Here is a 21,502-nt window from a genome sequence, read left to right as displayed (position 1 = left end):
TGGTGCGTGGCTTCAGCCCTTGCGGGGCCATTCGATGAACTCGGGATTGTGCCCGCGCGAACGCAGCCAGTCCGCCAGGGCATAGCCGGTGCCGGCCGGCCAGCACATGGCCTCGTGCGGCGCCACCAGCTTGTACTCCACCAGTTCCGGCGACAGGCGGATCTCGCCATGCGCGAGCGCGTGGTACGCGATGATGATCTGGTTCATGCGCTGGAAGTCGTACACGCCAATCAGCTTGAGCGCGTCCACCTCCAGCGCGGTTTCCTCCGCCACCTCGCGCCGTATGCCCTCTTCAGGCGTCTCGCCCGCCTCCATGAAGCCGGTGATCAGGCCGAAGGCATTCTTGTTCGGCCAGGCCGCATTGCGGGCGAACAGCAGCCGGCCTTCGCGGTCACCGCACTCGATCACCGCGGCCAGCACGGGCGTCGGGTTGTTCCAGTGCGTGAAGTCGCAGGCCGGGCAGCGGATGCGCGCCTTGGGCCCGCCGTCCTCGTCCAGCGTGATGGTCTGCAGCGGCGTGGCGCACTGCGGGCAGTAGCGGTATTCGAAGGCCATGGGGTCGCTCGCTCAGGCGGGGAACACGCCGGTGGACAGGTAACGATCGCCGCGGTCGCAGACCACGAACACGATGGTGGCGTTTTCCACCGTGGCGGCGACCTGCAGCGCCACCCAGCAGGCGCCTGCTGCGGAGATGCCGCCGAACAGGCCTTCCTCGCGCGCCAGGCGGCGGGCCATCTCTTCGGCGTCGGCCTGGCTCACGTACACCATCTCGTCCACCGCCTTGGGCTCGTAGATCTTCGGCAGGTAGGCCTCGGGCCACTTGCGGATGCCGGGGATGCGGGAGCCCTCCGACGGCTGGGCGCCAATGATGCGCACCTGCGCGTTCTGCTCCTTCAGGTAATGCGACACGCCGGTGATGGTGCCGGTGGTGCCCATGGCGCTCACGAAGTGCGTGATGCGGCCTTCGGTGTCCTGCCAGATCTCCGGCCCGGTGGTTTCGTAGTGCACGCGCGGGTTGTCCGCATTGGCGAACTGGTCGAGCACCCGGCCCTTGCCGTCCTTTTCCATCTGCTCGGCCAGGTCGCGGGCGTATTCCATGCCACCGGAGCGCGGCGTGAGCACCAGCTCCGCGCCAAACGCCTTCATGGTCTGGGCGCGCTCGACCGACAGGTCCTCCGGCATGATCAGCACCATGCGGTAGCCGCGGATCGCCGCGGCCATCGCCAGCGCGATGCCGGTGTTGCCGGAGGTGGCCTCGATCAGCGTGTCGCCCGGGCGGATGTCGCCGCGCTCCTCGGCACGCTTGATCATGCTGATCGCGGGCCGGTCCTTCACCGAACCCGCCGGGTTGTTGCCCTCCAGCTTGGCGAGGATGACGTTGCCGCGGCGATCGTTCTCCGCACCGGGCACACGTTGCAGGCGCACCAGCGGCGTGTGGCCGATGGCGTCTTCGAGGGTCTTGTACAACGGCATGCGGGACATCCTTCCTCCGGGGCGCATTGTGGCAGCAGCCCCGGGGGCGCGCAGGCCGCATGCCATAATCCGCGCCTTGACGTTGCCTACCGGCCGAAGTGGCGAAATCGGTAGACGCAGGGGACTCAAAATCCCCCGCCGCAAGGCGTGCCGGTTCGAGTCCGGCCTTCGGCACCACAGGCAATCGAGCAGGCCCTGCAGCTTTGCGCCAGCATCGCCGGCACGGCAAAGCGGCCGGGCTCACCACAGGCAAATCCCGCCGCTGGATGGTCCGACCAGGGATCGCTCGGCGCGGACGTCGGCCAAAGCAGGGAGCTTCCAGCAGTGATCGTGGAACTGATCGTTCGTGCAACGTTCGGCAACGGGCATGCACTGCGGGTGGCCATCGGGCGCCAGCGTCATGGTGTGCTCAAGCGCCTGCTCATCGCGTTGCACGCGGCGTTCCAGCACGCCCAGGCCAGCTCGATCGCGTGGAACGCCCGCTTCGACGGAGAGCCGTGTTTCCCGCACGGCGAGCTCGGTATCTTCATCTCCGGGGGCGCCAGCATCGGCCGCAATTGTGTGATCTTCCAACAGGTCACCATCGGCTCGAACACCGTGGCTGGCTCACGGGGTTTCGGTGCGCCAACCATCGGCGACGATTGCTACATTGGCGCGGGCGCCAAAGTCATCGGCAACGTGAAGATCGGGCATCGCGTTCGGATAGCGGCCAACGCTGTCGTTATGAAAGACGTGGCCTCCGACTGCGTGGTCACCCACGGGACGCAGGAAGTGCGCCAGACCACCCGCCTGGACAATCGTTTCTATACCTGGCACCAGGGTGGTTGGGCGTATTTTGATTCTGGTGCCTTCAAGCCGGTGACGGACCCGGCAGTGCTCGAGGGCCTGCGGCCTGGCCATCAGCCACCGGCAGAGCGGGTTTGACGCCAGCCAGGCCAACTCCACACGAACTGGCAGAATCGCCACTCCCTTCCTGAAGGCGAGCGCGCCGATCGGCGCGCCCCTTCGCTACACAGCGACGTTGCGAGCATGCCGCCCCTGCCACCGGTCACGAAGTTCCTCATGCTGCTGTGCACCGCCGTGTTCTGCGTGCAGCTGCTGCTCCCCGTTCCCCTCGTGACCTGGCTGGCCCTGTGGCCGGCGGAGAGCGGCCGCTTCATGCCCTGGCAGCCGGTCACCTATGCCTTCCTGCATGGCGATCCGCTGCACCTGTTCTTCAACATGCTGGGGCTGTGGATGTTCGGCAGCGAGCTGGAGCGGCTGTGGGGTGACAAGCGCTACATGCAGTTCCTGCTGGCCAGCGTGCTCTCGGCCGCCGCCGTGCAGCTGGTGTTCACGCTGATCACGGGATCGCTGTCGCCCACCTTGGGAGCCTCCGGGGCGCTGTTCGGGCTGCTGCTTGCCTTTGGCATGCTGTTCCCTCACCGCACCATCATGCCGCTGTTCCCCCCGATCCCGATGAAGGCGCGCACCTTCGTCATCGTGTTCGGCGTGCTGGAGCTGCTGTTCGGCCTGTCGGGCGGCAGCGGTGTCGCCCATTTCGCCCATCTGGGCGGCATGCTGGGCGGCTACCTGATGATCCTCTACTGGCGTGGCCGCCCCCCTTTTGGTGGCCGCGGAGGCCCGCGGCGCTTTCACTGATCGCTGCACTGGCGTCGGGCTGACGACGCGCATACCAGCGGGTACGACCTGTGCTACTCAAGGCATGCACCTGCGCATGCCTTTGGAGTTCGCCATGCGTTCCACCGCCCGCCCGCCCACGTCACGCTCCGTCTGGATCCGTTGGGCCTTGTGCCTGCTGGCGGCCTTGAGCTGGGTCGGCGCGCTGGCCGGGCCGGAGCCGGGAGACGAGGCGCAGTCGCGTGCCCTGGGCCGCGCCAGCGACGCGGTGGTGGGTGTGCGCGCGATTGCGGTGGAAGGCGCCCGCTCCACCGACAGCCTGGGCCCCGCGCGCCAGGGCTCGGGCGTGGTGATCGGGCCGGACGACCTGGTGTTGACCATCGGCTACCTCATCATCGAAGCCGACCAGGTGCAGCTGCTGCTGGACGACGGGCGCGAGCTGCCCGCGCGGGTGGTGGCCTACGACCAGGACACCGGGTTCGGCCTGGTGCAGGCGCTGGCGCCGCTGCGCCTGGAGCCGGTGCCGCTGGGTGATGCACAACAGCTGCAGGCGGAAGAACCGCTGATGGTAGTGAGCGGCGGCGAGCAAGGCGGCATCAGCTTGGCCCGCCTGGTGTCGCAGCGGGCGTTTTCCGGCTTCTGGGAATACCACATCGACAACGCGCTCTTCACCGCGCCAGCGCGCATGGACCACAGCGGTGCGGCCCTGTTCAACGCGCGCGGCGAACTGCTCGGCATCGGCTCGCTGCTGGTGCACGACGCGATGGGCGAGCAGGGGCCGCGGCTGCCGGGCAACATGTTCGTGCCGGTGGACCTGCTCAAGCCCATCCTGGGCGAGTTGCGCGCCCAGGGCATGTCCGCGCGCAGCCGGCGCGCCTGGATGGGCGTGAACTGCATCGAGCTCGGCGGCGCCGTGCGCGTGGTGCGTGTCAGCAACGACAGCCCGGCTGCGGTGGCGGGGCTGCAGCCCGGCGACCGCATCCTGCGCATCGACGGCACCGAGGTCGGCGAACTGGCCACCTTGTGGAAGCAGTTGTGGGACGGCGGCCAACCGGAACGCGAGGTGACCCTGGACATCCGGCGCGGGGACGAGGCCCGGCGGGTCACGATGAAGACGGTGGACCGGATGACGACGTTGAAACATGCGCAAGGGATCTGAGCGCCTGCGGCGCTCGATCCCTTCGGGTGAACCTACGGCTCCCCCTGCCCCCCTCCAGGAGGGGGTTCCAACTTGACTGACAAACCGTCTGCGACGGTGGGGTAGCGCAGGCGCAGACGCAGTTCGCCCTTGAGCCTGCTGTTGTGCAGGCGGCGGGATTCGCTCATGAAGCTCACGCGCATGGGGGACATCACCGTGCGCGCGTCCTCGCGGCTGATGCGGGGTGGGCGTGGCAGGCCGCAAAGGTCGGCGGCCAGGTCGAAGTAGTCGCCCATCAGCAACTCGGTGTCGTCGCTGGCGTGCACCACGCGTTGCGGCTTGCCGCGGTGCAGTGCGGCTACGCAGGCACGGGCCAGGTCGTCAGCGTGGATGTGGTTGGTGTACACGTCATCCGCCTGCCGCAGCACCGGCAAGCCCTGCAGCAGGCGCTCGCGCGGATGCCCGCCTTCGCGGTCGACCGCGTAGATGCCCGGGATGCGCAACAGGCTGACGCGCGCCCCGAAGGCACGGCCATACCAACGCAGCCGCGCCTCGGCATCCACCCGCCGGAGTGCGCGGGCCGTCTGGGGCGCTAGCGCTGCCGTTTCGTCGATCCAGGCGCCCCCACGGTCCCCGTACACGCCGGTGGTGCTGCCATACACCAGCCGCTGCACCCGCGCTTTGCGGCCCAGCGCGGCCAGCAGATGGGCGGTGCGCGTGTCACGCTCGCCCTGTGCGGGCGGCGGGGCCAGGTGCAGCACGGCGTCGGCCAGGCCGGCGAGGCGCTGCAGGCTCGCGGGGTCATCGAGGTCACCCAGCAGCGGCCGCACGCCGGCCGCGCGAAGCTCATCACGGCGCCCCGGGCTGGAGGTCAGGCCCAGCAACCGGTAGCGACCGCGCAGCAGGCGCGCCACGCGCAGGCCCACGTCCCCGCAACCGATGATCAGCAACGTGGGGCGGCGCAGGCGGGAAGGAATGGACACGGTGGAAAGGGGTGACACGGGAAGCGGGCAGAATTGCGAACCAGTTTACGGGTCGTGCATCCCCACCATGAGCTTTACCGTCACCGTCCAACCTTCCGGCCGCACCTTCGAAGTGCAGCGCGACGAGCCCATCCTCGTTGCCGCCATCCGCGCCGGTGTCGGCCTGCCCTATGGCTGCAAGGACGGCGCCTGCGGCAGCTGCAAGAGCAAGCTGCTCGAAGGCCGGGTGATCCACGGTGTGCACCAGCAGAAGGCGCTCTCCGACGCGGAGGAAGAAGCCGGCTTCGTGCTCACCTGCTGTGCCGCGCCCCAGACCGACTGCGTGGTGGAAGCGCGCACCGTGCCGGGCGCGGGCGAATTCCCGATCCAGAAGATGCCGGCCCGTGTCGCCAGCCTCACCCGCCCTGCCCCCGACGTGACCCTGCTGCGCCTGCAACTGCCGGCCAACGTGGTGATGCAGTACCACGCCGGTCAGTACGTCGAGTTCATCCTGCGTGACGGCTCGCGGCGCAGCTACTCGATGGCCAATGCGCCGCACACCCAGGCCCAGACGCCGGGCATCGAGCTTCACATCCGCCACATGCCCGGTGGCAAGTTCACCGACCACGTGTTCGGTGCCATGAAGGAAAAGGACATCCTGCGCGTGGAAGGCCCGTTCGGCAGCTTCTTCCTGCGCGAGGACAGCGACAAGCCGATGGTGTTGCTGGCCAGCGGCACAGGCTTCGCGCCACTGAAAGCCATCATCGAACACCTGCGCCACAAGGGCATCACCCGCCCCGCGGTTCTGTACTGGGGCTGCCGCACCAAAGCGGACCTGTACCTGCACGACTGGGCCCTGCAGATGGCCGCTGAAATGCCGAACTTCAGCTACGTGCCGGTGCTGAGCGAAGCCAAGCCCGACGAGGCCTGGACCGGCCGCACCGGCTTCGTACACCAGGCGGTGATGGCGGACCTGCCGGATCTCTCCGGCCACCAGGTGTATGCCTGCGGCGCGCCGATCATGGTGGAGTCCGCCAAGCGCGACTTCGTCGCCCGCTGCGGCTTGCCGGAAGACGAGTTCTACGCCGACGCCTTCACCTCCGAGGCCGACAAGCACGGCGCGTAGGCGGCGTGCTTGCGTAGCAGGCTCATGTCGCGCCAGTGACGTGAAGGCGCAACGCGCCGGCCGCAGACACACACACGGCGCGTGAGCATCACCCGATGCACAGACGGCATTTCCTGTTGCGAACACCGCTGCGTTAAGCTCGCGCCGCCGCGGCCACAAGCCGCGGCAACGCCGTCCGGCGCCCTGCCGGACGTTCCTCACGCATCACGAGTGCCGTCTTCGCCATGAACGCGATCATCGATCTTGCGCGCGCCATTCCGGCCGCCGCCACCGCCCCCGCCCTCACCTCCCTGTTCGGCCTGCCCGACGAGCCACCGCATGAACGTGTGTTGCTCGTGGCGGACCCCGCCAGCGGGCTGAAGGCCATCCTCGCCGTGCACAGCACGGCCCGCGGCCCGGCCTTTGGCGGCTGCCGCTTCTGGAACTACGCGGATGAAGCCTCCGCGCTGACGGATGCGCTGCGCCTGGCCCAGGGCATGAGCCTGAAGAACGCGATGGCCGACCTGCCCTTCGGCGGTGGCAAGGCGGTGATCCTCAAGCCGGCCGGCTGGCGCAATGACGCCGCCGAGCGCGAAGCCCTGTTCGCCGCCTTCGGCCGCGCGGTGCAATCGCTGGGCGGCGCCTACATCACTGCCGAAGACGTGGGCACCACCACCGCCGACATGCGGCAGGTGCAGCAGCACACCGGCTTCGTGAGCGGCATTCCGCGCGACGGTGCCTTCGGCGGCGACCCCTCGCCCAAGACCGCCTGGGGCGTGTTCGTGGCCATCGAGGCCGGCGTGATGCGCCATCTGCAGCGCAACTCGCTGGACGGTGTGCGTGTGGCCATCCAGGGCCTGGGCGCGGTGGGCATGCACCTCGCGCAGTTCCTGCACGACGCGGGCGCAACCCTGGTGGTGGCCGACGTGAACCCGGTGCGGGTGGACGAGGCGCGGGCGCGCTTCGGCGCCGAGGTGCTGCCGGTGGAGCAGATTCTCTCGGCCGAGGTGGACGTGCTGGCACCCTGTGCGCTGGGCGCGGTGCTCAACAGCGCCAGCATCCCCACGCTGCGCAGCCGCATCGTGGCCGGCGCGGCCAACAACCAGCTCGCCACGCCGGCCGATGGCGACGCGCTGCACGCACGCGGCATCCTCTATCTGCCCGACTACCTGGTGAACGCCGGCGGCATCGTCAGCGTGGCGCGGGAGTACCGCGGCGAAGGCGAGGAAAAGGCCGTGATGACTGAAGTGAGCCGCATCCGCGAACGTGTGCTGGAGTTGCTGGACCGGGCCACCGCCAGTGGCCAGACGCCCGCCCGCGCCTCCGACGCCTGGGCGCGCTCCAAGCTGCGGGCTGCCTGAGGACGAATGGGCTGAGGTAGGCTGGGTGGCATGAAACGCCGCCCCTTGCTCGCCCTGCCCTTCGTCGCGCTCACGGCGCTGAACGCCAGCGTCTCCTTCGCCCAACCGGGCGGCCGGCCGATCCGGCTGGTGGTGCCCTACCCGCCCGGTGGGCCACTGGACGCGGTGGCGCGCCTGCTCGCCGACAAGGTGAAGGACACGCTGGGCACCGTGGTCGTGGACAACAAGCCGGGCGCGGGTGGCAACCTGGGCGCCGACCTGGTGGCCAAGGCGCCGCCCGACGGCTTGACCATCGTGATGGGCGCCGTGGCCACCCACGCGATCAACCCCTGGCTGTACAGCAAGCTGCCGTACGACCCGGTGCGCGACTTCACGCCCATCACCCGCGTGGCGGAGGTGCCCAACGTGCTGGTGATGAACACCGAGACGGCGCAGCGCCTCGGTGTCCGCTCCCTCGCCGACCTGGTGGCCTATGCCAAGGCGCACCCCGGCCAGCTGAACTACGGCTCCGGTGGCAATGGCAGCGCGGGCCACCTGGCGGGCGAGATGTTCAAGACGCAGGCCGGCGTCTTCATGGTGCATATCCCGTACGCCGGCGCCAACCCGGCGCAGCTGGCCTTGCTGTCCGGCCAGGTGGACCTGAACTTCGACAACCTGGCGGCCGCCTCCGCCAACATCAGGGCCGGCAAGCTGAAGGCGGTCGCGGTCACGACCACGCGCCGCTCCAGCCCGATGCCGGATCTGCCCACGATCGCCGAAGCCGGCGCGTCGCTCGGGCTGGCGCGCTTCGACGTGAACACCTGGTTCGGGCTGTTCGGCCCGGCCAGGCTGCCGGCAGACGTCACCCAGCGCCTGAACAAGGCCTTCGTGGACGCACTCAACGCGCCCGACGTGAGGGCCCGCATGGCGGCGCTGCTCGCCGAACCCTCGCCCACCACGCCGGAGCAGTTCGGCCAGTTCGTGAAGGCCGAACTGGCCAAGTACGAGCAGGTGGTGAAGCGCTCGGGGGCGAAGGTCGACTGATCCGGCTCAGGACGTCTTGCGCCGGATCACGCTGGCCCGCTTGGCGTCTTCCGGGTAGTAGAACTGCACCTCGCCCTTGCGCCACACGCCCAGCCAGATCATGTTCATCGAGAACGCGTCATGGTCGCTGATGGAGAAGGGCCGGTCGTGCGTGGTCACCACGCCCGCGTACGGCTTCTCGAAGTTCTCCAGCGCCGCCTTCAAGGCCGTGCCGGAGGTGTCGCCGTGGGTCTGGAACACCGCGCGCAGCATCAGGTGCACCGCGTCGTAGCTCTGCGCCGCGGCCATCAGCGAGCCGATGCGCTGGTCGCCGGCATGGCGCTTCAGGCGAGCAATGAACGATGAGCGGCGTTCGTTGGACAGGTCCTGGATGATGGACTGGACCACCATGGACCCCTCGGCCGCACCGCCGGACTGGTCCCACACGGTGCGGAAGGACAGGGGCCAGGGCCCGAACAGCGGCCCGGTGAATCCAGCCTCCGCCCGCGCCTTGGCCAGCACCGCCTGCTCGGGGCCCACGGTGTAGCCGACGATCGCATCGGCCCCAGCCGCCTTCGCGGCCTTCGCTTCATCCACCAGGCTCTTGACGCCGAGCTCGAAGCTGGCCACGTACACCGGCTTCAGGCCCTTGTCGGCGAGGAACTTCTCCACGTCCTTCAGGCCGCCCTGGCCGTAGCCGGTCTTGTCGGCAAAGACCGCCACCTTGTGCAGCCCGCGCTTGTCCACGATCTCGTTGACGAGGAAGGCCGCCTGCAGCGTGTCGCGGGGTGACATGCGGAAGATGAAGCTGTCAGCCGCCGGGTATTTGGCGGTCACCGCCGAGCCGGTGGACACCGGCACCATCAGCAGGTGCTTGTGGTCCTGGAACACGTCCAGCGACTTCATCGCCACCCCGGTGTTGCAGTAGCCAACCGTGAAGTCCACCTTCTCCTTGAGCACCAGCTCTTCCGCGATGGCCCGCCCGGCGTCCGGGTTGGCCTTGTCGTCGCGTGCCACCAGTTCGAGCTTGCGGCCGACATAACCGCCCACCTCGTTGATTTCCTTGACGGCGAGCTCCGCGCCCAGGCGGGCGCTGTTGCCGAAGTCGGCCGACCCGCCGGTGAACGGGCAGACAAACCCCACCCGCAGCGGCTTGCCAGACCCCACCGGGGCCTGCGCCTGGGCAGTGCCTGTGGCGAGCACGAAGGCCGAAGCCAGGGCCAGGAACGGGACGGAAGGCTTCATGGAACGTCTCCTCTTGCTGCGAGCAGGCAGCGTAGGCGCCATTGGCTTACAGCCTGCTTGAAGAGATGCCTAGGGAAGACCCCTGCTGGTGTGACGAATGTTCGGTCCGGACAGCAGCCGTGATCCCACGGTGGCAATAGTGCTCAGCCCGCGAAGTGGCGCCGGCTGGCAAGCCGGCTCCCATGTCATGCTGGAGCGCCCTCTTGGAGGGGGCGCGGGGGAGCCCACGTTCGGCCGCAAGCGGCGCGCCGAGGAGAAGCCGTTCAGGCTTCCCCGAGGTACGCCGCGCGGACCTTCGGATCGTTCAACAGCGCCTTGGCCTCGCCGCTCATGGTGACTTCGCCCGACTCCATCACGTAGCCGCGGTTGGCGAGCTGCAGCGCGCGGCTGGCGTTCTGCTCGACCAGCAGGATGGTGGTGCCCTGCTTGTGGATGTCGTTCACCACCTCGAAGATCTTGTCCACCATGATGGGCGACAGGCCCATCGAGGGTTCGTCCATCAGCAGCACCTTGGGCCGGGCCATCAGCGCGCGGCCCATGGCCAGCATCTGCTGCTCGCCGCCCGACATGGTGCCGGCCAGTTGGGCGCGGCGCTCCTTCAGACGCGGGAAGATGCTGAACACCTTCTCCACGTCGGCGTCGATCTCGGTGTCGCGGCGCACAAAGGCGCCCATCAGCAGGTTCTCGGTGATCGTCATGCGGGTGAAGGTGCCACGGCCTTCCGGCACCATCACCAGGCCTTGTTTCACCAGGTCCCAGGACCCCTGGCCGCGGATGGACTTGCCCATGAACTCCACGTCGCCCGCGGCCACCGGCTGCAGGCCGGTGATCGCCTTCAGCGTGGTGGTCTTGCCGGCGCCGTTGGCGCCGATCAGGCTGACCAGTTCACCCTGGCGCACCTCGAAGCTCACGCCCTTGACCGCCTGGATGCCGCCATAAGCCACCTTCAGGCCATTGACCCGCAGCAGTACTTGGTTGTCACTCATTCGATGTCGCTCCTGCTGGACCGGGGTGATTCAATGTGCGGTGTGGCCGGCGCCTAGGTAGGCCTCGATCACCTTCTCGTTGCGTTGCACGTCGTAAGGCGTGCCTTCGGCGATCTGCTTGCCGTAGTCGAGCACCGTCACCCGGTCGCACAGGCCCATCACCAGTTTCACGTCGTGTTCGATCAGCAGGATGGTGCGGCCATCCTTGCGGATGCGGTCGATCAGCTCGCGCAGCACCACCTTCTCGGTGGCGTTCATGCCGGCGGCCGGCTCGTCCAGCGCGATCAGCTTGGGGTCGGTGGCCAGCGCGCGGGCGATCTCCAGCCGGCGCTGGTCGCCGTAGCTCAGCGTGCGCGCCTTGTATTCGGTGTAGCGGCCGATGCCCACATAGTCCAGCAGCTCCTGGGCGCGCGAGGCGATCGCGGCCTCTTCGCTCTTGAACTTGCCCGTGCGGAACATCGCGCCCAGCAGGCCGGAGCCGGTGCGGACATGGCGCCCGACCATCACGTTCTCCAGCGCGGTCATCTCGGCGAACAGCCGGATGTTCTGGAAGGTGCGCGCGATGCCGGCCTTGGCCACCTCGTGCACGGCGCTGGGCTTGTAGGGCGCACCGCCGAGTTCGAAGGTGCCGGAGTCGGGTGTGTACAGCCCGGTGATCACGTTGAAGAAGGTGGTCTTGCCAGCACCGTTGGGCCCGATCAGGCCGTAGACCTGGCCCTTCTCGATCGTGATGCCCACGTCCGACAGGGCTTGCAGGCCGCCGAAGCGCTTGGAGACGCCGCTGACCTTGAGAACCGATTCGCTCATGTTGTGCTGCTCCTCACTTGCTGGCCGGCGTGGGGGCGGCCTTGCCATGCTCCGGCGAGGGCCACAGGCCGCGCGGGCGGATCAGCATGATGGCGATCATCGCCACCGCGATCAGCAGCTGGCGCAGGATGGCGGCGTCCAGCCGGCCGCCGGTGATCATCTGCAGGTCGAACTGCCCGGACACCCAGCGCAGCACCTCCGGCAGCGCGGACAGCAGCAGCGCGCCCAGGATCACGCCCGGGATGTGGCCGATGCCGCCCAGCACCACCATGGCGACGATCATGATCGACTCCTGCAGGCTGAACGATTCCGGCGAGATGAAGCCCTGGAAGGTGGCGAACAACACGCCCGACACGCCGCCGAATGTGGCGCCCATGCCGAAGGCCAGCAGCTTCATGTTGCGGGTGTTGATGCCCATCGCCTTGGCGGCGATCTCGTCCTCGCGGATGGCCATCCAGGCGCGGCCGATGCGCGAGCGCTCCAGCCGGTAGCAGATCATCACGCTGAACACCACCAAGGCGAGGAACAGGTAGTAGTACATCGTCACCGAGTTGAAGTCGATGCCGAAGAACTCGTGCGTCTTGCCGAAGTTGAAGCCGAACAGATGAAACGAGTCGATCTGGCCGATGCCCTTGGGGCCGTTGGTGATGTTGATCGGCGAGTCCAGGTTGTTGATGAACACGCGGATGATCTCGCCGAAGCCCAGCGTCACGATCGCCAGGTAGTCGCCGCGCAGCTTCAGCGTGGGCGCGCCCAGCAGCACGCCGGCCAGGCCGGCCAGCGCCGCGGCGATCGGGATGACCACCCACACCCAGAGGTGGATGCCCTGCGGAAAGCTGCTGCGGATGGCCGCGAAGCTTTCAGTCAGCTGGGGCGACGCCAGCAGGCCAAGGCAATAGGCGCCCACCGCATAGAAAGCGACATAGCCCAGGTCCAGCAGGCCGGCATAGCCCACCACGATGTTCAGGCCCAGGGCCAGCAGCACGTACAGCAGCGCGAAGTCCAGGATGCGGACCCAGAAGTTGCCCGCCTGCTGGAAGACCAGCGGCAGGATCAGCAGCGCAACCGCCGAGATGAGGAAGACGACGTACTTGTTCTTCATGGCGAAGGTTCCTTCAGGCGCGGTCGGCCACGCGTTCGCCCAGCAGGCCCTGCGGCCGCAAGGTGAGCACGAGGATCAGCACGATGAACGCGAAGATGTCCTGGTAGTGGCTGCCCAGCACGCCGCCGGTCAGCATGCCGATGTAGCCGGCCCCCAGGGACTCGATGACACCCAGCGCCACCCCGCCGACCATGGCCCCGGCGAGATTGCCGATGCCGCCGAACACCGCGGCGGTGAAGGCCTTCAGGCCGGGCAGGAAGCCCATGGTGTGCTGCACGGAGCCATAGTTGGCGGCGTACATCACGCCGGCCAGCGCGGCCAGGCAGGCACCGATGATGAAGGTGGCGGAGATCACCATGTCAGGCTTCACGCCCATCAGGCCGGCCACGCGCGGGTTCTCCGCGGTGGCGCGCATCGCACGACCCAGCCGGGTGTGGTTCACCAAGTACATCAGGCCGGCCAGTGTGACGCCGGTGACCACCAGGATGAGGATCTGGGTGGTGTTGATCACCGCCCCGCCGATGAAGAACGGCTCGCTGGGCAGCAGGATCGGATAGGGCTTGTAGTTCGGCTTCCAGATGATCATCGCCAGGGTCTGCAGCAGCAGGCTCATCCCCATGGCAGTGATCAGCGGAGCCAGGCGGGGCGCATTGCGCAGCGGCCGGTAGGCGATCTTCTCGATGGTGAAGTTGAGCACCGCGCACACGACCATGGCGACGATCAGCGAGATCAGCAAGATCAACCAGCCGGGCAGGCCCGAGTCCTTGAGCACGGTGACGACGCTGTAGGAGACCAGCGCGCCCACCATCAGCACCTCGCCGTGTGCGAAGTTGATCAGGTTGATGATGCCGTAGACCATGGTGTAGCCCAGTGCCACCAGCGCGTACACACTGCCGAGCACCAGACCATTGATGATCTGCTGTACTAAGGTATCCATCGAGGAGGTCTCCTGGTTGTCCGCCGCAGCGCACGCAAGAGGTGGGCCGGGCTTCGCCTGTCGCACGGCTCCAAGGCCCGGTGCAGGCTGGGCGGGATTGTAGGTGGGGGGTTTCCCTGCAAACTCCCGGACTTACCCGCCGCGACGGCGACGAATTCACCAAACCCGCGCGCGTTCAGCGTGGGTTCTTCGACTCCGCATTCAGCCGGCGCATTTCCTCCAGCCGCTCCCCGATACGGGCCTCCACGCCACGGGGTACCGGCTCGTAGAAACGCAGCGTTTCCAGGCCCTCCGGCAGGTAGCGCTCGCCCGCGGCAAAACCATCCGGCTCGTCATGCGCGTATCGATAACCGCGGCCGTAGTCCAGCTGCTTCATCAGCTTGGTGGGCGCATTGCGAAGGTGCAGCGGCACCGGACGGGTGCCGTCCTGCTTGACGAAAGCCTTGGCGGCGTTGAAGGCCTGGTAGACCGCGTTCGACTTGGGCGCCATCGCCAGGTACACCACGGCTTCAGCGAGGGCCAGCTCGCCCTCCGGCGAGCCGAGGCGCTCGTACACCTCCGAAGCGTCCAGAGTCACCCGCAGGGCGCGCGGGTCGGCCAGGCCGATGTCCTCGCTGGCCATGCGCACCACGCGGCGCGCGATGTAGCGAGGATCGACCCCGCCGTCGAGCATGCGCACCAGCCAGTACAGCGCGGCATCCGGGTCGGAGCCGCGCACCGCCTTGTGCAGCGCGGAGATCGTGTCGTAGAACTGCTCGCCGCCCTTGTCGTAGCGGCGCAGCTGCTCGCCCAGCGCCCGCTCCAAGGCGCCCTCGTCCAGCTCCGCCACCGGGCCCGCCAGCGCCACCAGGTTTTCATAGGCGTTGAGCAGCCGGCGAGCGTCGCCGTCGGCATAACCGATCAACCGCTGGCGCGCCGCATCGGTGAGCGGCGGCGCGGCCAGCGCCTGCCGGGCACGCTCCACCAACGCCACCATGTCGTCGTTGTCCAGCGCCTTCAGCACATGCACGGTGGCCCGCGACAGCAGTGCGGAGTTCACCTCGAAGGACGGGTTCTCGGTGGTGGCGCCGATGAAGGTGAACAGGCCCGATTCCACATGCGGCAGGAAGGCGTCCTGCTGCGACTTGTTGAAGCGGTGCACCTCGTCCACGAACACCACGGTATAGCGCCCGCCCGAGCGCGCCACCTGTGCCCGTTCGACCGCCTCGCGGATGTCCTTCACACCCGAGAGCACGGCCGACAGCACGATGAACTGGGCGTCGAAGGCGCCGGCCATCAAGCGCGCCAGCGTGGTCTTGCCCACGCCGGGCGGGCCCCAGAGGATCATTGAATGCAGGCGGCCTGTCTGGAACGCCACACGCAGGGGCTTGCCGGGGCCCAGCAGGTGCTGCTGGCCGATCACCTCGTCCAGGGTGCGCGGGCGCAGCCGCTCGGCCAGCGGGGCCTGCGTGGCCGTCACCGGGGCTGCGGCCGCCGGCCGGGCCGGCTGCGGATCGTCATCGAACAGGGCATCCTGGGACATGGCTCTTGCATTGTGCAGCGCGCGCCCGGCGGCGCTGGAATTGCGCCTGCCTGAGGCCGCTATTCGCCGCTTTCGTCCACGGGCGGGCGCGTGACACTGGGGAGTCCGTCTTCATCCGTGTCCAAAGGAATCCCGACCATGAGTGCCAGCACCACCAGCGAAACCCGTGCCGTCAGCCAGGCTGCCGCCATGCAGGGCGTGCCGCGCGAGGTGTTGTCCTTCAAGCTGGGTGCCGAGGAATACGGCATCGACATCCTGCGTGTGCAGGAGATCCGCGGCTACGAGCCGCCCACCCGCATTGCCAACGCGCCGCACTTCGTCAAGGGTGTGGTGAACCTGCGCGGCACCATCGTGCCGATCGTGGACATGCGGCTGCGCTTCAACCTGGCGGACGCGCAATACAACAGCTTCACCGTGGTGATCGTGATGAACATCGCCGGCCGCACCATGGGCATCGTGGTGGACTCGGTGAGCGACGTGCTGGAGCTGGGCGCCGATCAGGTCAAGCCGGCGCCGGAGTTCAACGGCAGCATCGATTCCAATCACATCCTGGGGCTGGGCACGATCAAGACCGGCGAGCTCGAGCGCATGCTGATCCTGATGGACATCGAGAAGATGATGCTCAGCCCCGAGATGGGCTTGGTGGACGCCTGAGCGCGGGGCCCCGCGAGCGCCGGGCCGCCCCAAGCTCGTGGGGAAGCCCCCTCGGGGGGACGGAGCCGCGGTACGCCGCGGCCGGGGGCTGACATCATTGCTCGATCACGTCCGCGCCCTTCGGGGGCGTGAAGCTGAAGCTTTCAGGTGCGATCGACACGTTCGTGGCCACGCCATTGAATTGCAGGAGCGAGCGCTGGCCGAAGTTGTCCACGATCTCGAGCGCGGCCAGGGTCTTGCCCTTGAAGCCCACGTGCAGCGACTGGAAGCCGCCGTCCTTGGACTTGGGCGCCGCCTGCACCCATTCGAGCCCGTCCTTGGCCGGCAGCGGACTCAAGTCGAAATCCTTGTCGAGCGAGCCGCCGGCCAGCAGCGCCGCCGGCGTGGCGCCCAGCGCCTGGCCGATCTTGCGTGAGCTGGCCTGGTTCAGGTCCACGTCGTAGATCCACACCTTCTGGCCGTCGGCCACGATGGTCTGCTCGAAGGGCTTGGCGTAGCTGAAACGGAAGCGGTTGGGCCGCGCGAACTCGAAGCTGCCGCTGGAGTTCTTTTTCTTCGCACCGTCGGGCGAGGTGACGGTCTGGGTGAAGCTGGCGCGGCCGGTCTTGGCCTCGCGCACGAACTCACGCAGCGAGTCCACCGCGTCGGCATGGGCAGCAAAGACGGCACCGCCCAGCAAGGCGGCGGCAAGCAGGTTTTTCATTCGTCTCGTTTCGGAATCAGCAGATCGCGGTTCCCGTTCGTGGCCATGGCCGTTACGAGCCCCGACTTCTCCATTTGTTCCAGCAAACGGGCTGCCCGGTTGTAACCGATGCGCAGGTGGCGCTGCACCAGCGAGATGGACGCACGCCGGTGCTGCAGGACCACCTGCACGGCCTGGTCGTACATCGGGTCGGCTTCGCCATTGCCGCCGTCGCCACCCACGCCGCTGCCGTCACCGCCCCCCGCTTCGTCCAGCGTGCCGCCCTCGAGGATGCCCTCGATGTAGTTCGGCTCGCCCTGCGACTTGAGGTATTCGACAACACGGTGCACTTCCTCGTCACTGACGAACGCGCCGTGCACCCGCACCGGCAGGCCGCCGCCCGGCGTGAGGTACAGCATGTCGCCTTGCCCCAGCAAGGCCTCGGCACCCATCTGGTCCAGGATGGTGCGGCTGTCGATCTTGCTGCTGACCTGGAAGCTCAGGCGGGTGGGGATGTTGGCCTTGATCAGGCCGGTGATCACGTCCACGCTGGGGCGCTGGGTGGCCAGGATCAGGTGGATGCCGGCCGCGCGCGCTTTCTGCGCCAGGCGAGCGATCAGCTCCTCGATCTTCTTGCCGACCACCATCATCAGGTCGGCCAGTTCGTCGATGACGACTACCACGAAGGGCAGGCGCTCCAGCGGCTCGGGCTCCTCGGGCGTCAGGCTGAAGGGATTGGGCAGCTTCTCGCCGCGCGCCGCGGCATCGTCGATCTTCTTGTTGTAGCCGGCCAGGTTGCGCACGCCCAGCTTGCTCATCAGCTTGTAGCGCCGCTCCATCTCGCCCACGCACCAGTTGAGCGCGTTGCCGGCCTGCTTCATGTCCGTGACCACCGGGCATAGCAGGTGCGGTATGCCCTCGTAGACGCTCATCTCCAGCATCTTGGGGTCGATGAGGATGAGCCGCACGTCGCGCGCCTCGGCCTTGTAGAGCAGGCTGAGGATCATCGCGTTGATGCCCACCGACTTGCCCGAGCCGGTGGTGCCGGCCACCAGGCAGTGCGGCATCTTGGCCAGGTCGGCCACCATGGGCGCGCCGATGATGTCCTTGCCCAGGCCCATAGTCAGCTGCGAAGCCGCGTCGTTGTAGACCTGGGAGCCCAGGATCTCGGCCAGCTTGATGGTCTGGCGCTTGGCATTGGGCAGCTCCAGCGCCATGTAGTTCTTGCCTGGGATGGTCTCCACCACGCGGATGCTCACCAGGCTCAAGCTGCGCGCCAGGTCCTTGGCGAGGTTGACGATCTGCGAGCCCTTCACGCCGGTGGCCGGCTCGATCTCATAACGCGTGATCACCGGGCCGGGCGAAGCGGCCACCACCCGCACTTCCACGCCGAAGTCGCGCAGCTTCTTCTCGATCATGCGCGAGGTCATCTCCAGCGACTCGGGCGTCACGGTCGACTCCAGCCGGCTGGGCGCTGCGTCCAGCAGGTCCACCTGCGGCAGCTTGGTGTCCGACGGATCGGTGAACAGCGGCTTCTGGCGCTCCTTGGCCACGCGCTCGGACTTCGGCACCTCGATCACCGGCGCCTCGATGACGATGGGGCCGTGTTCCTCCACCACCTGGCGTTCCACCTCGGCCACCTGCTCGCGCTCGGCCAGCGCCTGCTGCCCGATGCGGATGTCTTCGGCCCGCTCCAGCCGCTCCTGGCGCTTGTCGCGCAGGGAATCCACCCGCGCGCCGATGGCATCGGCCACCCGCACCCACGAAAAGCGCAGCGCCAGCGCCATGGCCAGCACCAGCGTGGCGATCCAGAACACGCCGGAGCCGGCAAAGCCCAGCCACTTGGTGCTGAACAGCCCCAGCGTGTAGCCCAGCACCCCGCCGGCATGGCCGGGCAGGTGGCCTTCCAGGCGGTACAACCGGCTCCATTCGAGCGAGGTGCTGGCCGCCATCAACAGCAGCAGGCCGCCCCAGAACGCCAGCCTCGCCGCCGGCGTGGGAGGCTCGTGGCCGGCTTCATGGCGCAGCAGCCGCGCCAGCGCACCGAGCCAGGCGCGGGCCGACACCAGCACCAGCCACCACACCGAATAGCCGAAGAGGAACAGCGCCAGGTCCGACAGCCATGCGCCCAGCAAGCCGGCCTGGTTGTGCAGCGGGCTGCCATCACCCGAGGTGGTGAAACCGGGGTCGGTGATGCTGTGGCTGAGCATGGCCAGCACGAACAGCAGCCACACCACGGCACCGGCCACCAGCGCGGCCTGGGTGCGCCAGGCGGGAACGGCGGCGGGTTCGGGCGCTGCCGCCTTGCGGGGCGAAGACTTGCGGGTGTAGGTGGAACCGGATGCGGCGCTGCCATCAGCGCCCAGGGAACCGAGCGGGAACGTCATGGGCGCGATTGTGGATCAAGCACCCTTGCGAGAAGGCGGCGAGCCGGTGACCAGCGGTCACCAACGCGCCGGCAGTGACTTATTCGCCGCCGTGCAGGCGTTCCTTGAGGATCACGGAGCCGTTTTCCTGCGTCTCGATGACGCCGCGCTCCTCCAGGTCCTTCATCACGCGGCTGACCATCTCGCGCGAGGCGCCCACGATCTTGGCCATGTCCTGGCGCGAGACCTTGTTGCGGATGATCTTGATGCCGTTGTCCTCTTCGGCCATGTCCAGCAGCGTGCGCGCGACCCGGCCGTACACGTCCAGCAGGGCCAGCGACTCGATCTGGCGGTCAGCCGAGCGCAGGCGCGACACCAGGCCGCGCAGGATGGCGTAGGACAGGCTGGAGTTCTCCGGCAGGCAGCGGGCGAACTCGGCGCGGCCGAGGATGAGCATGTCGGTCTGCACCTCGGCGCGCACGGTGGCCGAATGCGGCTCGTTGTCGATCAGGCTCATCTCGCCCACATAGTCGCCCGACTGCAGCACGGCCAGGATGACCTCGCGGCCCCGCGAGTCGGCGGTGAGCACCCGGGCCCGGCCGTTGAGCAGGATGAACAGCGCATTCGACTTGCGGCCCTGCTCGACGATGATTTCCCCGCGGCGAAAGCGCCGCTTGACCACGCTGTCGGCGATCGCCTGCGCCTGGTCGTTCGTCAGCATCGAGAACAGCGGCACCCGGCGGATCAGGTCGAGATTCGAAAGCATGGACATCGATGGGGCCCTCTCTGGCTTGAAGTTGCAGGCGGTACGGCCGATTCGGCACTTTTACCGCACTTTCCTAGTATTTCTCAATTGTGCCGATTGACAGGGGTGCTGCCACTGGGTTCGAACCCCATGTCAGAGTTGCGAGACACTTCTGCCCTGGCACTTCCCCTTCATCACGTCGTTGGCTGACCCATGTCCACCCACAAGCACGCACAAGTCCTGATCCTCGGCTCCGGCCCGGCCGGCTACACCGCCGCCATTTATGCCGCACGCGCCAACCTCAAGCCGATGCTGGTGACCGGCCTGGCCCAGGGCGGGCAGCTGATGACCACCACCGAGGTGGACAACTGGCCCGCCGACGTGATGGGCGTGCAGGGCCCGGAACTGATGCAGCGCTTTCTGCAGCACGCCGAGCGCTTCAACACCGAGATCGTGTTCGACCATGTCAACGAGGTCGATCTCTCCAAGCGCCCGTTCACGCTCAAGGGCGATGCCGGCACCTACACCTGCGACAGCCTGGTGATCGCCACCGGCGCGTCCGCCAAGTACCTGGGCCTGCCGAGCGAAGAGGCCTTCATGGGCCGCGGCGTCAGCGGCTGCGCCACCTGCGACGGCTTCTTCTACAAGGGCGACACCGTCTGCGTGGTCGGCGGCGGCAACACCGCGGTGGAAGAGGCGCTGTACCTGTCCAACATCGCGAGCAGGGTGCACCTGATCCACCGGCGCGACAAGTTCCGGGCCGAGGCCATCCTGATCGACAAGGTCGACGCCAAGGTGCGCGAAGGCAAGATCGAGTTGCACCTGTGGCACACGCTGGACGAGGTGCTGGGCGACCAGAGCGGGGTCACCGGCGTGCGCCTGAAGAGCACGCAGAACGGCACCACCAAGGAGCTGGCCTTGAAGGGCTGCTTCATCGCGATCGGCCATTCGCCCAACACCGACATCTTCAAGGGCCAGCTGGAGATGAAGGACGGCTACATCGTCACCCGCACCGGGCTGGACGGCTTCGCCACCATGACCAGCGTGCCGGGCGTGTTTGCCGCTGGCGACGTGCAGGACCATGTGTACCGCCAAGCCATCACCAGCGCCGGCACCGGCTGCATGGCCGCCCTGGACGCGCAGCGCTTTCTGGAGCAGCAGTAGCCTGCGACGGTTGGCCGGGTCCGGAAAATCCGCTATACTCGCGGTCTTTGCCGAATTCGGCCGGGCGTTCCATTGGGGGCGTCCAAGCCCTCGAAGGGTGTCCACCCAGGCGGCTCGATGAGAGTCCCCTGCTCTAGGCACCGAGCCTGAAACGATTGAACCGGAGAAGCGTCATGGCACGCGTCTGTCAAGTCACGGGCAAGCGCCCGATGGTGGGAAACAATGTCTCCCACGCCAACAACAAAACGAAGCGCCGCTTCCTGCCCAACCTGCAGTACCGCCGCTTCTGGCTCGAAACCGAGAACCGCTGGGTCCGCCTACGCATCAGCAACGCCGCGCTGCGCCTGATCGACAAGGTCGGCATCGAGCAGGTCGTCGCCGACCTGCGCGCCAAGGGCGAGCTGTAAGCTCACCGCACATCTAGGAGAGCATCATGGCCACCAAAGGCGGACGCGAAAAGATCAAGCTGGAATCCACTGCGGGGACCGGCCACTTCTACACCACGAACAAGAACAAGAAGACGACGCCCGAAAAGCTCGAATTCATGAAGTTCGATCCCAAGGCACGCAAGCATGTGCTGTACAAGGAAACCAAGCTGAAGTAATTCAGCCGGCTTGTTCCTCACGACCCG

General features: G+C 67.6%; 22 protein-coding genes and 1 tRNA gene. 11 read left to right on the top strand and 12 right to left on the bottom strand.

Annotated features, from left to right (window positions below; translation table 11 throughout):
• Positions 1-12: 12 nt before the first annotated feature.
• Both VPH43_RS10540 and cysM read right to left on the bottom strand, forming a co-directional pair.
• Positions 13-555: an NUDIX hydrolase gene (locus VPH43_RS10540; RefSeq protein WP_328577644.1), complete on the bottom strand. Its 543-nt coding sequence runs from the start codon at positions 553-555 to the stop codon at positions 13-15.
• 12 nt (positions 556-567) lie between these two features.
• On the bottom strand, positions 568-1,473 hold the full coding sequence (gene cysM, locus VPH43_RS10535; protein WP_328577643.1) for a cysteine synthase CysM: 906 nt from the start codon (positions 1,471-1,473) through the stop codon (positions 568-570).
• 92 nt (positions 1,474-1,565) lie between these two features.
• On the opposite strand from cysM, the gene VPH43_RS10530 reads away from it, so the two are divergent.
• From VPH43_RS10530 to VPH43_RS10515, 4 genes are all read left to right on the top strand, one after another.
• Positions 1,566-1,650: transfer RNA gene (locus tag VPH43_RS10530), tRNA-Leu, on the top strand.
• 153 nt (positions 1,651-1,803) lie between these two features.
• A complete protein-coding gene (locus VPH43_RS10525) occupies positions 1,804-2,397 on the top strand; it encodes a serine acetyltransferase (RefSeq protein WP_328577642.1) in 594 nt (197 codons plus the stop codon).
• A 105-nt stretch (positions 2,398-2,502) separates the two neighbouring features.
• Entirely contained in the window at positions 2,503-3,114 is a 612-nt protein-coding gene (locus VPH43_RS10520; RefSeq protein ID WP_328577641.1) for a rhomboid family intramembrane serine protease, read from the top strand.
• A gap of 94 nt (positions 3,115-3,208) precedes the next feature.
• Positions 3,209-4,252, top strand: coding sequence for a S1C family serine protease (locus tag VPH43_RS10515; RefSeq protein WP_328577640.1), 1,044 nt, complete (start codon positions 3,209-3,211; stop codon positions 4,250-4,252).
• A 32-nt stretch (positions 4,253-4,284) separates the two neighbouring features.
• On the opposite strand, the gene VPH43_RS10510 is transcribed toward VPH43_RS10515, so the two are convergent.
• A complete protein-coding gene (locus VPH43_RS10510; protein ID WP_328577639.1) occupies positions 4,285-5,214 on the bottom strand; it encodes an SDR family oxidoreductase in 930 nt (309 codons plus the stop codon).
• Between the two features lie 67 nt (positions 5,215-5,281).
• Here VPH43_RS10510 and VPH43_RS10505 point away from each other — a divergent pair, with 67 nt between their 5' ends.
• The 3 genes from VPH43_RS10505 to VPH43_RS10495 all read left to right on the top strand — a co-directional run bounded on the left by VPH43_RS10505 (position 5,282) and on the right by VPH43_RS10495 (position 8,682).
• Positions 5,282-6,319: a CDP-6-deoxy-delta-3,4-glucoseen reductase gene (locus tag VPH43_RS10505; protein ID WP_328577638.1), complete on the top strand. Its 1,038-nt coding sequence runs from the start codon at positions 5,282-5,284 to the stop codon at positions 6,317-6,319.
• 224 nt (positions 6,320-6,543) lie between these two features.
• Positions 6,544-7,659, top strand: a complete 1,116-nt coding sequence (locus tag VPH43_RS10500) for a Leu/Phe/Val dehydrogenase (RefSeq protein WP_328577637.1) — start codon at positions 6,544-6,546, stop codon at positions 7,657-7,659.
• Positions 7,660-7,689: 30 nt separating this feature from the next.
• A complete protein-coding gene (locus VPH43_RS10495; protein ID WP_328577636.1) occupies positions 7,690-8,682 on the top strand; it encodes a Bug family tripartite tricarboxylate transporter substrate binding protein in 993 nt (330 codons plus the stop codon).
• Positions 8,683-8,688: 6 nt separating this feature from the next.
• On the opposite strand, the gene VPH43_RS10490 is transcribed toward VPH43_RS10495, so the two are convergent.
• From VPH43_RS10490 to VPH43_RS10465, 6 genes are all read right to left on the bottom strand, one after another.
• Positions 8,689-9,906 carry an ABC transporter substrate-binding protein gene (locus VPH43_RS10490; protein ID WP_328577635.1) on the bottom strand — a complete coding sequence of 406 codons (1,218 nt, stop codon included), beginning with the start codon at positions 9,904-9,906 and terminating at the stop codon, positions 8,689-8,691.
• A gap of 263 nt (positions 9,907-10,169) precedes the next feature.
• Positions 10,170-10,892: an ABC transporter ATP-binding protein gene (locus tag VPH43_RS10485; RefSeq protein WP_328577634.1), complete on the bottom strand. Its 723-nt coding sequence runs from the start codon at positions 10,890-10,892 to the stop codon at positions 10,170-10,172.
• A gap of 30 nt (positions 10,893-10,922) precedes the next feature.
• A complete protein-coding gene (locus VPH43_RS10480; RefSeq protein ID WP_328577633.1) occupies positions 10,923-11,699 on the bottom strand; it encodes an ABC transporter ATP-binding protein in 777 nt (258 codons plus the stop codon).
• 13 nt (positions 11,700-11,712) lie between these two features.
• Entirely contained in the window at positions 11,713-12,801 is a 1,089-nt protein-coding gene (locus VPH43_RS10475) for an ABC transporter permease subunit (RefSeq protein WP_328577632.1), read from the bottom strand.
• A 13-nt stretch (positions 12,802-12,814) separates the two neighbouring features.
• Positions 12,815-13,738, bottom strand: coding sequence for a branched-chain amino acid ABC transporter permease (locus tag VPH43_RS10470; RefSeq protein WP_328577631.1), 924 nt, complete (start codon positions 13,736-13,738; stop codon positions 12,815-12,817).
• A gap of 175 nt (positions 13,739-13,913) precedes the next feature.
• Positions 13,914-15,260, bottom strand: a complete 1,347-nt coding sequence (locus tag VPH43_RS10465) for a replication-associated recombination protein A (protein ID WP_328577630.1) — start codon at positions 15,258-15,260, stop codon at positions 13,914-13,916.
• A 189-nt stretch (positions 15,261-15,449) separates the two neighbouring features.
• On the opposite strand from VPH43_RS10465, the gene VPH43_RS10460 reads away from it, so the two are divergent.
• Positions 15,450-15,914, top strand: a complete 465-nt coding sequence (locus tag VPH43_RS10460) for a chemotaxis protein CheW (protein WP_442909265.1) — start codon at positions 15,450-15,452, stop codon at positions 15,912-15,914.
• A gap of 94 nt (positions 15,915-16,008) precedes the next feature.
• Here the strand turns inward: VPH43_RS10460 and lolA are convergent, their stop codons facing one another.
• The 3 genes from lolA to VPH43_RS10445 form a co-directional block, all read right to left on the bottom strand.
• The gene (gene lolA / locus VPH43_RS10455; protein ID WP_328577628.1) at positions 16,009-16,617 is read right to left on the bottom strand and encodes an outer membrane lipoprotein chaperone LolA; all 609 of its coding nucleotides are present in this window, start codon (positions 16,615-16,617) and stop codon (positions 16,009-16,011) included.
• Entirely contained in the window at positions 16,614-18,983 is a 2,370-nt protein-coding gene (locus VPH43_RS10450) for a DNA translocase FtsK (protein WP_328577627.1), read from the bottom strand. The genes lolA and VPH43_RS10450 overlap by 4 nt, the downstream gene beginning before the upstream one ends.
• 79 nt (positions 18,984-19,062) lie before the next feature.
• Entirely contained in the window at positions 19,063-19,734 is a 672-nt protein-coding gene (locus VPH43_RS10445) for a Crp/Fnr family transcriptional regulator (RefSeq protein WP_328577626.1), read from the bottom strand.
• 186 nt (positions 19,735-19,920) lie between these two features.
• Between VPH43_RS10445 and trxB the strand changes: the two genes are divergently transcribed.
• The 3 genes from trxB (at position 19,921) to rpmG (ending at position 21,475) form a co-directional block, all read left to right on the top strand.
• Positions 19,921-20,871, top strand: coding sequence for a thioredoxin-disulfide reductase (gene trxB, locus VPH43_RS10440; RefSeq protein ID WP_328577625.1), 951 nt, complete (start codon positions 19,921-19,923; stop codon positions 20,869-20,871).
• Between the two features lie 173 nt (positions 20,872-21,044).
• Positions 21,045-21,278 (top strand): 50S ribosomal protein L28, encoded by a 234-nt coding sequence (gene rpmB, locus VPH43_RS10435; protein WP_328577624.1) that lies wholly within the window; start codon positions 21,045-21,047, stop codon positions 21,276-21,278.
• A gap of 26 nt (positions 21,279-21,304) precedes the next feature.
• Positions 21,305-21,475 (top strand): 50S ribosomal protein L33, encoded by a 171-nt coding sequence (gene rpmG / locus VPH43_RS10430; RefSeq protein ID WP_328577623.1) that lies wholly within the window; start codon positions 21,305-21,307, stop codon positions 21,473-21,475.
• Positions 21,476-21,502: the final 27 nt, after the last annotated feature.

The sequence above is a fragment of the Ideonella sp. BN130291 genome (genome assembly GCF_036231905.1).
Classification (GTDB): domain Bacteria; phylum Pseudomonadota; class Gammaproteobacteria; order Burkholderiales; family Burkholderiaceae_C; genus CAMLIZ01.
This window is presented reverse-complemented; position numbering and strand designations above follow the sequence as displayed.

Excerpts from the sequence above, each read along its gene's own strand:
- VPH43_RS10505 (WP_328577638.1), top strand. The coding sequence starts at position 5,282 with ATGAGCTTTACCGTCACCGTCCAACCTTCCGGCCGCACCTTCGAAGTG.
- VPH43_RS10470 (WP_328577631.1), bottom strand. The coding sequence starts at position 13,738 with ATGGATACCTTAGTACAGCAGATCATCAATGGTCTGGTGCTCGGCAGT.
- VPH43_RS10450 (WP_328577627.1), bottom strand. The coding sequence starts at position 18,983 with ATGACGTTCCCGCTCGGTTCCCTGGGCGCTGATGGCAGCGCCGCATCC.
- rpmG (WP_328577623.1), top strand. The coding sequence starts at position 21,305 with ATGGCCACCAAAGGCGGACGCGAAAAGATCAAGCTGGAATCCACTGCG.
- VPH43_RS10460 (WP_442909265.1), top strand. The coding sequence starts at position 15,450 with ATGCAGGGCGTGCCGCGCGAGGTGTTGTCCTTCAAGCTGGGTGCCGAG.
- rpmB (WP_328577624.1), top strand. The coding sequence starts at position 21,045 with ATGGCACGCGTCTGTCAAGTCACGGGCAAGCGCCCGATGGTGGGAAAC.
- VPH43_RS10485 (WP_328577634.1), bottom strand. The coding sequence starts at position 10,892 with ATGAGTGACAACCAAGTACTGCTGCGGGTCAATGGCCTGAAGGTGGCT.
- VPH43_RS10520 (WP_328577641.1), top strand. The coding sequence starts at position 2,503 with ATGCCGCCCCTGCCACCGGTCACGAAGTTCCTCATGCTGCTGTGCACC.
- VPH43_RS10490 (WP_328577635.1), bottom strand. The coding sequence starts at position 9,906 with ATGAAGCCTTCCGTCCCGTTCCTGGCCCTGGCTTCGGCCTTCGTGCTC.
- VPH43_RS10495 (WP_328577636.1), top strand. The coding sequence starts at position 7,690 with ATGAAACGCCGCCCCTTGCTCGCCCTGCCCTTCGTCGCGCTCACGGCG.
- VPH43_RS10500 (WP_328577637.1), top strand. The coding sequence starts at position 6,544 with ATGAACGCGATCATCGATCTTGCGCGCGCCATTCCGGCCGCCGCCACC.
- VPH43_RS10540 (WP_328577644.1), bottom strand. The coding sequence starts at position 555 with ATGGCCTTCGAATACCGCTACTGCCCGCAGTGCGCCACGCCGCTGCAG.
- trxB (WP_328577625.1), top strand. The coding sequence starts at position 19,921 with ATGTCCACCCACAAGCACGCACAAGTCCTGATCCTCGGCTCCGGCCCG.
- VPH43_RS10480 (WP_328577633.1), bottom strand. The coding sequence starts at position 11,699 with ATGAGCGAATCGGTTCTCAAGGTCAGCGGCGTCTCCAAGCGCTTCGGC.
- VPH43_RS10515 (WP_328577640.1), top strand. The coding sequence starts at position 3,209 with ATGCGTTCCACCGCCCGCCCGCCCACGTCACGCTCCGTCTGGATCCGT.
- VPH43_RS10465 (WP_328577630.1), bottom strand. The coding sequence starts at position 15,260 with ATGTCCCAGGATGCCCTGTTCGATGACGATCCGCAGCCGGCCCGGCCG.
- lolA (WP_328577628.1), bottom strand. The coding sequence starts at position 16,617 with ATGAAAAACCTGCTTGCCGCCGCCTTGCTGGGCGGTGCCGTCTTTGCT.
- VPH43_RS10445 (WP_328577626.1), bottom strand. The coding sequence starts at position 19,734 with ATGTCCATGCTTTCGAATCTCGACCTGATCCGCCGGGTGCCGCTGTTC.
- VPH43_RS10475 (WP_328577632.1), bottom strand. The coding sequence starts at position 12,801 with ATGAAGAACAAGTACGTCGTCTTCCTCATCTCGGCGGTTGCGCTGCTG.
- cysM (WP_328577643.1), bottom strand. The coding sequence starts at position 1,473 with ATGCCGTTGTACAAGACCCTCGAAGACGCCATCGGCCACACGCCGCTG.